This window comes from Planktothrix agardhii (assembly GCF_904830935.1).
GTDB lineage: Bacteria > Cyanobacteriota > Cyanobacteriia > Cyanobacteriales > Microcoleaceae > Planktothrix > Planktothrix agardhii.
On record NZ_LR882952.1, the window covers coordinates 710,501 to 724,825 of the forward strand.

At 38.2% G+C, this 14,325-nt stretch carries 15 protein-coding genes; 6 read left to right on the forward strand and 9 right to left on the reverse strand.

What is annotated here, in order from left to right:
• Positions 1–313 precede the first annotated feature (313 nt).
• Positions 314–676: a hypothetical protein gene (locus NMG88_RS03285; protein ID WP_042151806.1), complete on the forward strand. Its 363-nt coding sequence runs from the start codon at positions 314–316 to the stop codon at positions 674–676.
• Positions 677–809: 133 nt separating this feature from the next.
• On the opposite strand, the gene NMG88_RS03290 is transcribed toward NMG88_RS03285, so the two are convergent.
• The 3 genes from NMG88_RS03290 to NMG88_RS03300 all read right to left on the reverse strand — a co-directional run bounded on the left by NMG88_RS03290 (position 810) and on the right by NMG88_RS03300 (position 3,726).
• Positions 810–2,219 carry a cytochrome c biogenesis protein gene (locus tag NMG88_RS03290; protein WP_376786456.1) on the reverse strand — a complete coding sequence of 470 codons (1,410 nt, stop codon included), beginning with the start codon at positions 2,217–2,219 and terminating at the stop codon, positions 810–812.
• 21 nt (positions 2,220–2,240) lie between these two features.
• Positions 2,241–2,978, reverse strand: coding sequence for a cytochrome c biogenesis protein CcdA (locus NMG88_RS03295; protein WP_254033504.1), 738 nt, complete (start codon positions 2,976–2,978; stop codon positions 2,241–2,243).
• Positions 2,979–3,042: 64 nt separating this feature from the next.
• On the reverse strand, positions 3,043–3,726 hold the full coding sequence (locus NMG88_RS03300; RefSeq protein ID WP_026786816.1) for a pentapeptide repeat-containing protein: 684 nt from the start codon (positions 3,724–3,726) through the stop codon (positions 3,043–3,045).
• Between the two features lie 248 nt (positions 3,727–3,974).
• On the opposite strand from NMG88_RS03300, the gene NMG88_RS03305 reads away from it, so the two are divergent.
• The 4 genes from NMG88_RS03305 (at position 3,975) to NMG88_RS03320 (ending at position 7,148) form a co-directional block, all read left to right on the forward strand.
• On the forward strand, positions 3,975–4,481 hold the full coding sequence (locus NMG88_RS03305; protein ID WP_026786815.1) for a globin family protein: 507 nt from the start codon (positions 3,975–3,977) through the stop codon (positions 4,479–4,481).
• 134 nt (positions 4,482–4,615) lie between these two features.
• Positions 4,616–5,413, forward strand: coding sequence for a phycobilisome rod-core linker polypeptide (locus tag NMG88_RS03310; RefSeq protein ID WP_026793935.1), 798 nt, complete (start codon positions 4,616–4,618; stop codon positions 5,411–5,413).
• An 80-nt stretch (positions 5,414–5,493) separates the two neighbouring features.
• Complete coding sequence (locus NMG88_RS03315; RefSeq protein ID WP_026793936.1) at positions 5,494–5,856, forward strand: VOC family protein; 363 nt, start codon at positions 5,494–5,496, stop codon at positions 5,854–5,856.
• Positions 5,853–7,148, forward strand: coding sequence for a recombinase family protein (locus NMG88_RS03320; RefSeq protein WP_026793937.1), 1,296 nt, complete (start codon positions 5,853–5,855; stop codon positions 7,146–7,148). The genes NMG88_RS03315 and NMG88_RS03320 overlap by 4 nt, the downstream gene beginning before the upstream one ends.
• Before the next feature lies 1 nt (position 7,149).
• On the opposite strand, the gene NMG88_RS03325 is transcribed toward NMG88_RS03320, so the two are convergent.
• The 5 genes from NMG88_RS03325 to NMG88_RS03345 all read right to left on the reverse strand — a co-directional run bounded on the left by NMG88_RS03325 (position 7,150) and on the right by NMG88_RS03345 (position 12,447).
• Complete coding sequence (locus NMG88_RS03325; RefSeq protein ID WP_081692312.1) at positions 7,150–7,377, reverse strand: response regulator; 228 nt, start codon at positions 7,375–7,377, stop codon at positions 7,150–7,152.
• Complete coding sequence (locus NMG88_RS03330) at positions 7,378–9,174, reverse strand: EAL domain-containing response regulator (protein WP_227350069.1); 1,797 nt, start codon at positions 9,172–9,174, stop codon at positions 7,378–7,380.
• A 201-nt stretch (positions 9,175–9,375) separates the two neighbouring features.
• Complete coding sequence (locus NMG88_RS03335) at positions 9,376–10,986, reverse strand: hypothetical protein (protein WP_254035110.1); 1,611 nt, start codon at positions 10,984–10,986, stop codon at positions 9,376–9,378.
• Positions 10,987–10,999: 13 nt separating this feature from the next.
• Complete coding sequence (locus tag NMG88_RS03340; protein WP_043937060.1) at positions 11,000–11,227, reverse strand: hypothetical protein; 228 nt, start codon at positions 11,225–11,227, stop codon at positions 11,000–11,002.
• Between the two features lie 284 nt (positions 11,228–11,511).
• The gene (locus NMG88_RS03345; protein ID WP_042151824.1) at positions 11,512–12,447 is read right to left on the reverse strand and encodes a DUF1517 domain-containing protein; all 936 of its coding nucleotides are present in this window, start codon (positions 12,445–12,447) and stop codon (positions 11,512–11,514) included.
• Positions 12,448–12,601: 154 nt separating this feature from the next.
• On the opposite strand from NMG88_RS03345, the gene NMG88_RS03350 reads away from it, so the two are divergent.
• Entirely contained in the window at positions 12,602–12,853 is a 252-nt protein-coding gene (locus tag NMG88_RS03350; protein ID WP_144390416.1) for a hypothetical protein, read from the forward strand.
• A 120-nt stretch (positions 12,854–12,973) separates the two neighbouring features.
• On the opposite strand, the gene NMG88_RS03355 is transcribed toward NMG88_RS03350, so the two are convergent.
• A complete protein-coding gene (locus NMG88_RS03355) occupies positions 12,974–14,185 on the reverse strand; it encodes a DUF4336 domain-containing protein (protein ID WP_227366330.1) in 1,212 nt (403 codons plus the stop codon).
• Positions 14,186–14,325: the final 140 nt, after the last annotated feature.

The window sequence follows — 14,325 nt, forward strand, 5'->3', positions numbered from 1 at the left end:
AGAAAAATGTCATAATTTTTCACATTTCTTGACTTTTGTGACTTTTTAGTTTTTTGGAATTATTAGCAATAAGAAAGAATCGGCAAAATCTAAATAACTACTAGAAATTGCTAAAATAGGAGTAGAACGAGCAATTGAAACCGATGAGCAGACAGTGACTATTTGGATAAATCAACAACTTGAAAGATTAGGAATCAATCTAAGAAAATCAAGGATAAAATCATGAAAAGTAGAGAATTTTTTATGGTGACTCATAGTTTGGGCAATAGGTTGTGTTAAAATTCAAGTAACTCCATCAAGTTTGGTTAATACTATGATCGGCACTATCTCCCAATCTCTAGTTGTCAATCAAGCGGACATAGATGATTTAAAATTATTCTATCAGTTTCGCCGTGAGCATAATGTTGTTCAATTTTTAGAAATTCATCCCAATCTATTATCAATTTTGGTATTAGGTAAAGATTTAATCAGCCAATATTTCCCTGAATCAAATGTATTTCTTGACTGGATTTTAGATCCAGAATTAGCTGAGTCTCAATTGGTTGTTTACCTAACAAGAACAATTGCAGATACAGAAGCAGCAATTGAACAAATTGAAAAACTTTCTGATCAGTGGTTAGGAAGCTATGACGGTGATATCCGCAGTCAAATTTATGTCAGATATGATTATTTATGACTTTTGAGAGTCATGATCAATATGAGGCATTTTTAGGGTAAAGTAGAGGTTGGTAAATAGCGATCGCTATTTGAAACTAACTCATTTGCCTGATCATCCTTAGTGTCTTAGTGCCTTAGAAGAGTGATATTTGTTAACTTTGAGAATTTTCAGACAAACTCCCTAACGAAAGTGTATTATTCTGATCCAGATTATCCAAGTCATCTAATATAGAGACAATTTCCCGTTCAAAAGTTACTTTTGCTCGATTAGTTTTACCCCCAATATAAAGGCGATCGCCATCTTTTAAAGCCCAAATTTGAGAATGGGAAACATAACTCATCATCACACTAATCATTAATAATCCAAACCCCAAATAAACAATAGGAATCCCCGGATCGGCTTTAATTTGTAGTCCCGTACTTCCAATAATTTCATCAATAAATAAAGTCACCCCATCCACTTCCGTTGACATTCCCTTTCTAACCGTTGAAACTAATTCCCCCTTGCCATTATAAACTAATACATTTCCTTTTAAGTCCCTAGCTAAAACAGAAACCCCGGCACTAAAATCCGGTTTAATTGGAATCCAAGTTCCCCAAATTCTGCCCTTTCCTTGGGTGTCTAATTGTGCCATCGGTAAACGAAAGACAGGGCTTTTATTCACCCGTACTCGTAACGCTGCAATACCCCAATCAGCTTGATAAAAAGTAACCCCTTGATAGTGCAAAGGTTCGTTAACATGAATGGTTTTGCGATCAACTTCTTCTCCTTGTTGATTTAATACGGATAAATCAGAATAAAATTGATCAATTCTACCTTCAGCATCATAATCAATCCAAAACCGATTTACTTTAACTGACCAATCTTTAGGTACTTGAGATTCAGAAAATTGTCCGGCATCTATGATATTTTTGACTTGAAAAGTATTTCCTCCTGGAACCAGTTCTTGAGCCATAAATCCTGTCATAGAACCGATAATCGACCCGGCTAAAATAATTAACATACTAGCATGAACAATAATCGGCCCAATTCTGCCAATCAGTCCCCGTCTAGCATAGAGTTTATTGCCTTCTTGAAACACTAAATAATTGCGTTTTTTCAATAAAGGTTCTAAAGCTGTTAATGAACCTGTAGTTAATTCAGCACTTAAAGCAATATTTTGAAATTGTTTGGGTTTATCGTAATAGACCCAGCGACGGGCTGATTTTAAAGTAGGTAATTGTCGGGTAAAGGTGCAAGCAGTTAAACTACTACCAAATAAGACTAAAAGGGATAAAAACCACCAAGTTCTATAAACATGATCAAGTCCAATAAATACTAGAAATTTCCAGGTTAAAAAGCCAAATAAAGCCGGATGTTCAGGGTAATTAGATTGATAATATTCTAGGGATTGTCCCTGTTCTAGCACTGTTCCTGAAATACTGAAAACGGCAATCAATAATAACAATACAATAGCTAATCTTAAATCGGCTAAAAGAGGCAAAAGTTCTTTTCTAATCATTTTTTGCAGGGTTGTTTCCCCTGTAATTATTTTTTGAAATAGTGAAAGTTCCGTATCCATTTTTATTTTCCTTTGATTCAATTAAACGACGGGTAGAAATCTAAACAATAGCGAAAATACGCCAAATCCAACTAATAAAACTCCGCTTGTAGGTGTAATCCAACTTGACCATTTTCGCAGTGCTAGTAACTTTTTAATTGTGGCGGTAAAGGTTCCAGCTAATACTAATGGGGCGACATAACCTACTGCATAGGCTAGTAATAAAACTCCGCCTAAAAGTACATCTCCGGTGCTTGAAACCCAGGCTAATAACGTTGCTAAAACGGGGGTACTACAGGGAGAAGCCACTAACCCAAAAGTTAATCCTAATAAATAGGATTTCAAGCTATGGGGAAACTCTTTAGGTATCCAACCTATCGTATCAAAAGCGGGTAACTGGAGGGGGAGAGCTTCTAATAAATTTAACCCCATTAAAATTGCAATCACACTCGCAATAATGGGCAAACCTAAACCGATTTGACCATACACTTGTCCGACAAAAGACGCTAAAATTCCTAACCCAGCTAAGGTGGTAGCCAGCCCTAATGCAAACCAAATAGATTGAATCGCGGCTTGCAGTCGATTTTCGGTTTCATAGCCTCCAATATAACCAATGGTAATCGGTAACATTGAGAGCATACAAGGGGTTAAACTGGTCAATAAACCCGCTATAAAAATAATGCAAATACTCAAAAAACTGAGATGATGGAGTTGAGTTTGAACTAGATTATTTGCCAGTTGTGCCAGTTCGTACAATTTAATTTGTAGGGTTTCTAGCATGAAATTTATTCAACAATTGGTGTCCTTTAATATACTATTATACCCTGTTTTGACTCTTAATTGATTATTCATGAATTGAACCATCGGGCATAACAGCACCTTGTAAAATTACGGTTTCTAAGTGAACGCCTTCGAGATTTGCTCCTTGTAAATTGGCATTACTAAGATCAGTAAATTGAGTGGCATCTCGAAATAATAGACTATTGACATCGGCAAAACTTAAATTACTATTTTCTAAATTAGCATATTGTAAATTTGTTCCCCGTAAACTGGCATTGGTTAAGTTGGCTTGACTGAGATTTGTCCCCCATAATCTTGCCCCTAATAATTTAGCTTTTTCCAAATTAGCATAGCTGAGATTAGCTAAGGTTAAATTAACTTCTAATAAACTCGACTGGGTTAAATTAGCTTCAGATAATTTAGCCTTGTTCAGATTTGCTCTTAATAAATTAGTATTTTCTAAGTTAGCTTGTCTTAAATCGGCTCCTGATAAGTTGGCATATTTTAAGCTAGCTTCTCTCAAATTAGCTTGTTTTAAATTGGCTCCTGATAAGTTGGTATTTGATAAATCTAATCCCTGTAAATTAGCTCCTTCTAAGTTACAATATTTCCAAAGAGATGAATGACAATCTTTGGTTTCTAGCAATTGTTGAATTGTTTTCAAATTAGTCGCATCGGCAGGCAATATCCAGCCCACCATTAAACTTAAAATTAACCCAATTTTAATCACGAAAGCAATTTCTTTCATGGCATAACCTAGATCTTGATGGCACTGCAACAAATTATAGTTTATCTCAAAATTGCCTCCTAGATGGTTAAACGGGTCTAAAAACACTCCCAATTGGGGGATAAGTCAGTCGTCCGACAAAAAAAATGTCGGGTACTGGGTCAGATGCTATCTATAGTTCAAATTAAAAATTGCATCATTTTCTTGACTTATATCGAATTTTGTATCAAATTAGAAGGTAGGATTCTGGCTATACAAAGGACAGCAAAATGCCGACAATTAACTCGACCTGGGATGACTTAATTCTCCAATGTGACGGGCGATATTTGACCAATGCAGAACTCAAGCCTCTGCATCAGTACGTTCAGACTTTAAATGCTCGCACCAAAACCTATGAAGTTCTACGGGTAAAATCAGCAGGTTTAATCAAACAAACCCTGAAGAAATTCATGTTTTCCCATCCAGAAATCATGGAAAAGCATTCAAAACGCTGTGTGTATGATATGTCAATGACGATGTGTCTGATGTCCGTGGCTTTATTACGCGATGACCCGCACTTTTTTAAGGAATCTTTAATGTTATGGTTAGCCAATATTTTGGCAGCCCACGAAAAAAATACCCAATGTCTACAAGCCTATACCTATCTTCAAGAAGCCTTACAAGAACAATTGCCCAGTGTGTGTAATCAATTATTAAAGCCCTATATGGACATTATTTTAGAAGTTTTAGATACTCCTCCTAAACTATTAGCAAATGTCCAAAGAAGTGGGGTTTAAACCCGATTGATTTTGTATTGTATATCAGGGTGTTATTTGATTTCTAGCTACAGAAATTATAATTTCAATTGATCATTTCATTGCCAATCACTCCAACTTAACTTTGAGTATTGATGCACACAGGAGTTTAATTTATGTCCCTAACTCAACCGGTTACAACTCGTCATGATGCTTCCCCAGAAGAACGAGAGTTTGTTTTAAAACAAATTTATCAGCAAGTAATAGAACGTCAACTTTATGAGTTTGAACACAAGCAACTTGCGGATTTAGAAAAAGATTTTATCAAGGGGAAAATAGGGATTCGACATTTTTTAAAAAGTCTGGCGGTTCGTTCTGTCTATTTAGAGCATTTTTATGAAAATAGCTCTAATATGAAATTCATTGAAAATGCTTGTAAACATTTTTTAGGACGAGCTCCGAGAAATAATCAAGAAATTCAGAAATGGGATGATATCTTAGTTCGCCGTGGCGTTGGCGCACTGGTTTCAGAAATAGTAGACTCGGAGGAATATCGTAAATCCTTTGGTTATTTTACTGTTCCCTATTGGCATGAACACCGTTATGAATCCGCGAGTGAATATATTGAAAATGAGCGTTTAGGTCATGAACACGCGGGACAAAGAGGCTGGGCAATTCCTAACCATTATCAACATGAATTACACATTGATTGTGATGGCGGAACTTGTGTTCGAGAGGAGGATAAATTAACAGTTGAACCTATACAAAAAACCCAAGAAACCTTGGATTTTTCCTCGGATACAAAGATTACAGCCAGACATATTCAACGGCTATCAGCCTGTGTTAAGGAAATTACAGATATTCTCTCCCTGTATCCTCAACCTGTGAGTCAACAAGAGATTGAAACTGACCTTCAGCAAAAAGTGTTGGAGTATGTCAGTGCGACAAATGCCAGTTTACTGTTTAAAAATTAAAACCAGGGTGGGCAACCCCCACCTTTGATTTTTCTATAGCAATATACTGATCAATTAAGAATTTATTTAAGTTTTATATTATGCCAATTAACAAATATCTTCATACTGCAATTTTAGTCTCTAATTTAGAACAATCAGAACATTTTTATAGTCAGGTTTTGGGCTTGGAAAAAGTTGAACGTCCGTTAAATTTTCCGGGGATTTGGTATCAAATTGGTGAGGTTCAAATTCATTTAATTCAAGCTGAAACTGTAATTAATGATCAAGTTAATGATGAGAAGTGGGGAAGAAATCGACATTTAGCTTTTTCGGTTGAGAATTTAGAAGCCGCAAAACAACAGCTAATTGCTGATAATTATTCGATTCAAATGAGTGCTTCTGGTCGGGCGGCATTATTTACAAAAGATCCCGATGGCAATATTATAGAATTAAATGAACAATGAAAATTATTGCCTATTCTTATACCGATCCTTTGTTTGAACAGCCTCCTGATCGGATGATTTGGGGATGGGAAGTGGATCGGGTTTATCAGGATTTAGGGGGAAGACAGGAACTCGAAGACTTGTTACAAGATTGTAATTTAGAAGCACCGGATTATTTATTAATTCGACGGTTAGAGGAGTTGGGAAATTCCGTTTTAGAGGTGAGCGATCGCTTACAACAATTAGAATCTTTCCAGATTAATATTATTGCCATTGAGTCGGATTTTAAGACCTCTGTAGGTGAAATTAATCGTTCCGATTTAATCCAATTATTTATAGAAATTCAAAATCGCCAACGCAGTCGCCGCATTTGTCACGGACACGCTAAAAATAGAATTAAAGCCTTACCTCCGCCAGGGAAAGCACCTTATGGATATCGACGGGGAAAAGAGCGTTATATTTTAGATCGGAGTGTTTCACCTATTGTTAAAGAGTTTTTTGATCGATTTTTAATTTATGGATCTTTGCGGGGTGCGGTGCGACATTTAGAAAAACGTTATGGGAAAAAAATATCAGTAACTACCGGAAGAAGATGGTTAACAAATCCCGTTTATCGAGGGGATTTAGAATATAAAAATGGAGAGATTATTTCTAATACCCATCCTCCAATTATTTCCAGAGATGAAGCCGCCCAGGTGGATCGATTATTACGGCGAAATCAACGACTTCCCCCTCGAACAGCCAGTGCACCGCGTTCTTTAGCGGGGTTAGTTAATTGTGGAGAATGTCAATCTTTAATGACTGTTGCCCGGGTTACAACCTATCGGAAAGACAGGGAATATTTATATTTACGTCCGATAAATTGTCCGAAAAATCCTAAGTGTAAAGCCCTATCTTATCAAAGGGGATTAGAGTTAACTATTAAACGCATTTGTCAAGATTTACCGCAAGCGGTTTCTGGTTTAAATTTACCAGATTTACAGATAGTTAAACAAGGTATTATTCAGGAGATTAATCACAAACAAAATATTTTATTACAAATTCCCGATTTATTAACTTCTGGAATATTGGATTTAGAAACAGCAGATTTAAGAAGTTATAAACTGCTGATAGAAATTGCTCAGTTACAAGGAAAGTTAGCAGAACTTCCCCCAGTTAATTTAAAAGAAACGGCGCAGGCGGTTTGTATTCCACAGTTTTGGTTGGATTTATCGGAAACTGAACGAAGATTTTATTTTAGAGAATTTATTAGAACAATTGAGATTATTCGAGAGGGAGATAACTGGGACTTAAAGGTTGTCTTTATTTTTTGATTCAATTTTGTTGTAATAGTTGTTGATTTTGTTCCACAAGTTTCTTTTTAAAGTCACAAATGGTCAACTGATTTTTGACCCGAGCCAAGACCTCATCCACTTTAAAAGGTTTGGTAATATAATCTACCCCTCCAGCAGAAAAGGCTTGCATAATATCTTCAATTTGATTCAGCGCACTAATAAAAATGATCGGAATCTCATAGGTTTCTAAATTTGATTTTAGCTGAATTTACCACCGGGGAGTTAAGGATAAAAGATTGATCAATTCTTCTCCTGGTAGAGGTTTGGCAAAGAAATATCCTTGACCCAATCCACAATTTAATTCTCGGAGTATTTTTAACTGTTCAGGTAACTCAATTCCTTCGGCGATGACATTCATATTCATGGTTTTAGCTAAACTAATAATCACAGGAATTAAGCCGATATTTTCTGATGTTAGGTTTAGTCTTTGCACGAAAGATTTATCAATTTTTAGGGTATCAACGGGAAAAGAATGCAGATAACTTAGAGAGGAATAACCCGTCCCAAAATCATCAATACTAATTAAAATGCGACGTTTTCTGAGTTCTTTAAGAATAGTAGCAACGTCCTGATGATTGTCCATAATTGCACTTTCGGTAATTTCCAGTTTTAAACAGTCGGGGGAAAGTTGACTATGCTCTAAAACTTGATCAATTTGTTCTAATAAATTGGGTTGAGCAAACTGTTTTACGGATAAATTAACACTGACAAATAAATTGGGATCAATTGAATTTTGTTGTTGCCAAGTTCGTAATTGATGACAAGATTCTGATAAAACCCAATAGCCAATCGCTGTAATTAAACCGGTTTCTTCAGCAATAGGAATAAATAAACCCGGTGGGATTAATCCCCGTTTGGGATGACGCCATCTGACTAACGCTTCAAACCCGGAAATTCTGCCTGTAATTAAAGAGACAATGGGTTGATAATGGACAACTAATTCCTCTTGTTCAATCCCACGACGTAAATCCGTTTCTAACTGTAATCTTTCTAAAGCGGCGGTGTGCATCACCGGATCAAACAGATGATATTGTCCTTTTCCCAAGGCTTTTGCTCGGTACATCGCTGTATCTGCATCTCGGAGTAAATATTCCGGTTCGTTATATTCACAATTACCGATCACAATACCAATACTCGCATTCATAAAAATCTCGTGTCGTTCTAAGTTAAAGGGTTGAGAAAAACACTGTAAAATCTGATCTGATAGTGTGGTTACATCATGAAAGTTGGGAATTTCTGTTAATAAAATTGCGAATTCATCGCCTCCCAAACGAGCTAATGTATTTTGGGGTTTAACATAACAGCTAAGACGGTGAGCAATTAAAATTAAGAGTTCATCTCCAACTAAATGACCCAAGGAATCATTCACTACTTTAAAGCGATCGCAATCTAAAAATAACACCGCAAACTGATAGTTCAGATTAGCTTTTGCCTGATGAATAGATCGGCGTAAATCCGTCATCAATAAAGCCCGATTAGGCAAGCCTGTTAGGGAATCATGCAGTGCCATTTCTAATAGTTGAGTGTTGGCTACTTCTAATTCCTGAGTGCGTTCTTTAACCCGGGCTTCTAGTTCCGCATTCAAGACCCGAATCTCTAATTCCGCGGCTCGTAAAGCCAATTGATTTTGAACTCTGATTAAGACTTCTTCAAACTGGAAAGGTTTGGTAATATAGTCCACACCTCCAACTTGAAAGCCTTTAACTTTATCGAGAACATCATCTAAAGCACTCAAAAAAATAATTGGGATTTCTGCGGTTTTAGCATCGGCTTTCAGATTTTGGCAAACCTCATAACCATCCATCTCCGGCATCATAATATCTAGGAGAATTAAGTCGGGAGCAACGGTTTGAACCGCGGTTAAAGCCATGGGCCCACTCAAAGCTTTACGCACATTATATCCCTGACGAGTCAGCATTCGGGACAATAAATGCAGGTTATCCGGGGTATCATCAACGATGAGAATATCTTCCGTTCTTGTGGGTTCAAGGTTGTAATGATTCATTTGGCAATTAGATAAGATAGGGAATGGATTGAGGCTTGGGGACTTTTATCCTAGAAATAATCCATATCCCAAAGCTCGTGTTCTTTAATAATCCTTCATATTAAAATATAGTTTACAATTATAACATTTTTTTGCTACTTAACTCAAGCCCGTTGAATTGTGATTCAATTAACATTTATATCAATGTTTATAAAAACAATATTAATCAGGAATATACACCTCTGGCTGATCTTTTTTCTGCTCTTGCTGTTGAATTTTAGGTAATTTGAAAAGTACACCTACTAAAAACCAATAATAAACTGCCACCGGATCGGTATCCAGAGGATACCAGTAGGGATTATAACTAATTAAAACAATAAAAATCCAGAAAATAATTCCATAGCCCCACAGACTATTATCCTGTAATTGATGATAGGATTTAAACCCTAAAACCGTAATATTAGTTACTAAGAACAAGAAAGCAGCTACTCCAAATGGCCCAATTTCATAGAACAATTTAGGATAATAGGCTTCAATTAATCGAATTTTTCCTAATCCTCGGGCTGAAGTTGTGGCTTGCCCTAAACCATTACCTAAAAAGCCTCGATGGGCTTCCAAACTCAAATTAGTTTGCTTGGTTAAAAACACCGCCGGAGGATCGGCATTCCAACGTCCAATAAAGTTATCGACCCTTTCGGTCATGATTTCAGGGGCGATAATCCAGGTTCCTACCACAAAAATAACCATCCCCAAAATAATCACTACAAGCCGCTTAATTCTGGAAATGTGACTGGTAGCAACCAGCAGTAAAATCACAATCGCTGGAGAGGCTAAAAAGGCCGTTCTTTGACCGGAAACAATGGCATTCGATATCACTAAAGCCAAGGTGACCAAACCCATTAAACGCCAGTGTAATTTAGGATCACTAAAGGCCGTAGCAAAACAGAAAAACGTACCCGAAACTAAAAACCAAGCCCAATGCCAAGGAGCCACAAAGGTTCCGGGTAAACGAATAAAATTTTCTGCGGGTAAATATCCCAAAGCCCCTCCCACCAAACATTTTCGCTGCACATTTGCCCTCAATAATAAATGTTCGGGTAAACCCTTATTATCAGGGCAGTATCCGGTAACAACTAATCCAAATTGAATTAATCCTAAAATGCAGCAAATTAAGATTAAAATGACTTGTAACCGAGTAAAAAATTCCAGATCTTGACGATGACGAATTAGATAATAACCACAGGTGATCAGGGGAATATATCCGATTAAAACTTTTAAGCCAAACAGTCCTACGGCAAAGGGTTGATTATCCGGTGTCCCGTGTTTCTGTAGGACACCATTAACAGCAATTAATGTAACGATCGCAATTATCAATAAAATTAACAGAGGAATTTTAAGTTGAGGAGGATTAATTAGGGGTAACTTTTTTTTCCTTAATTCCACAACCAAACCGATTAATGCGGGTATATACAACCCATCCTTGGCTAAATGAAATAGATAATGATCGTTACCCACCCAATAAGAAATCGTCCCCGCAAAAGGTAAATAAATTAAAAAAACCCACAATCCCTGACGGGGATAGCGCCAACAAAGCGCCATAATGATCAGAGCCAAAGTGATTAGGGTGATGGTAATTGCACTCAACCCATTGGCAAAAAGCAGTAGTCCGACTAACAATCCTACTGCGCTGACGATACCCAAAAACCGCAGAAAATCCGATCTCGTGGCGGAGATATTTTCACTCTCAATAACCGGACATGGGACTTGATTAAGTTCAGGGTTATCTTGACCCAGAAGTGACGATTTTTCAGGGGGGCTGTGGAAGTTAGACATCAGGGGCTAATAGTTATTTCCAACGTCGAGAAATTCTGGCTTCCCAAAGTTCCTGTACTCGCTGTTGCTCAGGAAAGGAAAGTTGTTCAAAAGCCTGCATAATCTCTAAATGGGTATGATCAATAATCAAAGCTGTGAGTTCACCCACCGTTTCAGCTTGTAATAAAGCTGATTGCAACAGTTGATTTTCAAGGGTGTGCAGATTCAGTTTTTTTTCTAAAGGTAAAAGTGTTGTTGCCATCGGATTTCAAACAAAAGATTACAGAACATTCAAAATAGGGGGGATTTTACTGCCGAAATCAGCCAGAGAATCACTCTAACTATAGCACCCCCAATAGGGTAACGCTAACCAGAAAACTGATAGCAAATCCTAAAGTACGTTTTTCATCGGCTTGGTAAGACGTTACAGTGTGGGCTTTTGAATTCATTGATTATAGCAAGAGGTAATCTTGATCTGGGAATTTTTGAGGAAACGTCTGAACCGGAATACGATAATTAAAAAGGTGGCTTACGCCACCCAACGGACTAAACTAAACTTAAATCAGGATAATATGCCAACATATCATCGGTGCTGAGGGTATCCCCACTGGCTTGGGGTGTCCAGAGAATTTCTACGGCTAATAATTGTTCACTTCCAACCGAACCTAAACGACTTAATGCTTGACGTAATGTTTCAGGACTATTAACTTGAGGAAGTTCAATTTTCCCCAAAGTTCCTACCACTAATGTCACCACAATATATTCGTTTTCCGTTGTACTTAACTCTCCCGTTTGACTGACTAAATTTCCCTGATTTCCCTTCAAAGAAGAAGCTACCCCACCAATTAACTGATTATTAACATTAGACAGGGTTTCTTCAGCAAATTTACTCCGTTCGGCTAAAGCCCATTGATTAAATTTAGCTTCAGCCGAATTCATCCCCGTTTGTTCCGACGCCGAAGACCCATAGGCCCAATATTCAGGATGGCGTAACATGGCTAAGGTGGCTTCCTGCAAAACTTGGGCGCGACCGGAAGCCGAACCCGTATCTGCGGTTTGGGCCATGCGGTCTAAATCCCCTTGTAAATTTCGAGCTTGGGCCAGTAACCCCACTTGCAAACGGGCCACAGAAACCGTCGGGTTACTGCTATATCCGGGTTCATCCTGTCCCTGTCCCATGGCTGACCGAATACTGTTGAAAATAAACCCGGCGAGCGCCATGAAAATCAGCAGGGAAAATAACCCACCCCCACCAAACCCAAAGAAGGGTATCAGAAAGGGAAATCCAAAACCGCCCCCACCGTAGTACCCCCCTCCAGAACGGCCAGGACTGGTATTATAACTGCGACTAGGAGACGATCTAAAGGAGCCACCACCAATGCGTCCCCCACTTCTAGCGGCCAATACACCATCAACTTGACTGAAAAACAAAACAGCAACTAGGCTAAAAATAGCTAAGGGTTTTAAAAGTTTTTTGAACATAAATCACATCTCATTTTTTTAGGACATAGAAACTGGAAAATTCTCTTGAGGAAGACAACAGAGGCTCTATTGATTCCGGTTTACGGACTTCCTCACTTCTTTGATTGTGGGAGTTTTTCTACAATTTTATCTATACTGTAACGTTTTTTTAATTTTGCTTCAGCCAGATTCCGGTTCGGGATTTACCCTCAAGGGTAGGGAATTTTCTCCTGGTCTTCCTCGCGGGTTTACGTTACCTTTTATAGCAGGGAACACCGGGGGAAACACTTTACCGTCTGGGTTCCAAGATCCGTCTGGTGTCTTAACTGCCTTGGCGGTTGCTATACCGTCCTTGAGCTTATTGAGTCCGACGCCCGCCAGAATATTTATCCAAATGGGTAGAAAAATTTTGCGATCGCTGTTATAATCGAAAATAACTGATAACTGATAACTGATCTAGCCACAGCCACTATTTTTTAGGGACTGTGGCTTTTTTTTTGGAATTAACCCCCAAACTCACTTCCAGTCGGGTAATGGGTTTTTCTCCTTAAACTTTAGGTTTAGAGGGGGGTGTAATCTTAAATTTATTTAAAAGATCATTAATTTCTAATAGTAACTCAAACTCTGATTCAGGCAATAAATCATAATAACTATTTTTTTCTAAAAAACTAAATGCTTGCCGAAATTGTTCCGGTGTTGCCATAATCGGGGAATCAAAATGACAAGGAATAATCCGGTTAAACTCCCATTTAGAAACTTGATTTGCCCAATTTAAGGTTTCTTCTGGGGCGCGATTTAAAATTAAAGTTTGTAAAATGGGAGCCACAAATAACTGCCCATTTCTGCTTAATGCTTCAAAGGTTTCTTGCCAATTGGGTTTCCATTTAAACGGATAAATCCCAAAATAGGCTTTTTTTGAACGGTCGGGAGCTTGCCACGATTCCCGCACCGCTTCCCCCAATTCTATCGTATCTAAAACACTCGGACGAAAATAAAAGGAAAATAACGAGATTCTCTGCCATCCTCGGCGACGGGTAGTTTCTGTATTTTCTACTTTATGAAAAGTATGATCTTTAGCATGGAATAGGAGGGGATAGGGATCTATTTGTAGAATCGCTGGAGGGGTGTTAGGAATAGAAACAATAGTATCAGTTACTAATAAAGTGTGCGATCGCTTATGGAAAAAAACTACCTCGGCAAATTGTCCAATTCCTAATGCTAAAGGGCCGAGAATTTTATAGTCAAATTCATCAGCAAAGGGTGTATTTCGACTGTCCGGGGGCAGAATATGGGTGCGTTTTGCGGGGAAACCTAACCAACTTAGGGGTAAATTAATCGGAAAACTCCACTGTCCGGGGGCGACAAAAACTTGGGCGTTGGGAAATTTTCGCGCGAAGGGGCCAACAAAAACCTTATGTTCAACTCCTGAAATCGTAGGTAGAATAATATATTTTACATCGCCATATTCTACAATTAATTCTCTGATTAAATTCAGACATTCTGGAGTTGGAGCAACGGGAGCATACACCAACAAACCCCCCTGTTCTAGTTTTACCACAGTCATCCGAATGGGAACTACAACATACAAAATCCCCTGTACCTGCTCAAATGTCCAAATGCTCTGGGGAACCACTTCCGTGCGGAGGGTGCGTCGCTGACTGTAGGGATAAATCGGGACAACGGGCCACAGGGGCCATGAATAGTCCCGCAATAAACGGTTTTGACGGGGTGCTTCTGGGGGTTTCCGAGGGTACTCCACTGTTTTTTTTACTCCTAACTCCTATAGTAATCCTAAATCAATTGTAAAATTTTTAGTCGTTTTGACCCCACCCTAGCCCTCCCCTTGTTACGAGGGTTGGGTGGTAAATTCTCCTTAGATTGGAACTCGAATCATTGTCC

Coding starts and splice junctions, on each gene's coding strand:
- NMG88_RS03285 (WP_042151806.1), top strand. CDS start 314: ATGATCGGCACTATCTCCCAATCTCTAGTTGTCAATCAAGCGGACATA.
- NMG88_RS03290 (WP_376786456.1), bottom strand. CDS start 2,219: ATGGATACGGAACTTTCACTATTTCAAAAAATAATTACAGGGGAAACA.
- NMG88_RS03295 (WP_254033504.1), bottom strand. CDS start 2,978: ATGCTAGAAACCCTACAAATTAAATTGTACGAACTGGCACAACTGGCA.
- NMG88_RS03300 (WP_026786816.1), bottom strand. CDS start 3,726: ATGAAAGAAATTGCTTTCGTGATTAAAATTGGGTTAATTTTAAGTTTA.
- NMG88_RS03305 (WP_026786815.1), top strand. CDS start 3,975: ATGCCGACAATTAACTCGACCTGGGATGACTTAATTCTCCAATGTGAC.
- NMG88_RS03310 (WP_026793935.1), top strand. CDS start 4,616: ATGTCCCTAACTCAACCGGTTACAACTCGTCATGATGCTTCCCCAGAA.
- NMG88_RS03315 (WP_026793936.1), top strand. CDS start 5,494: ATGCCAATTAACAAATATCTTCATACTGCAATTTTAGTCTCTAATTTA.
- NMG88_RS03320 (WP_026793937.1), top strand. CDS start 5,853: ATGAAAATTATTGCCTATTCTTATACCGATCCTTTGTTTGAACAGCCT.
- NMG88_RS03330 (WP_227350069.1), bottom strand. CDS start 9,174: ATGAATCATTACAACCTTGAACCCACAAGAACGGAAGATATTCTCATC.
- NMG88_RS03335 (WP_254035110.1), bottom strand. CDS start 10,986: ATGTCTAACTTCCACAGCCCCCCTGAAAAATCGTCACTTCTGGGTCAA.
- NMG88_RS03340 (WP_043937060.1), bottom strand. CDS start 11,227: ATGGCAACAACACTTTTACCTTTAGAAAAAAAACTGAATCTGCACACC.
- NMG88_RS03345 (WP_042151824.1), bottom strand. CDS start 12,447: ATGTTCAAAAAACTTTTAAAACCCTTAGCTATTTTTAGCCTAGTTGCT.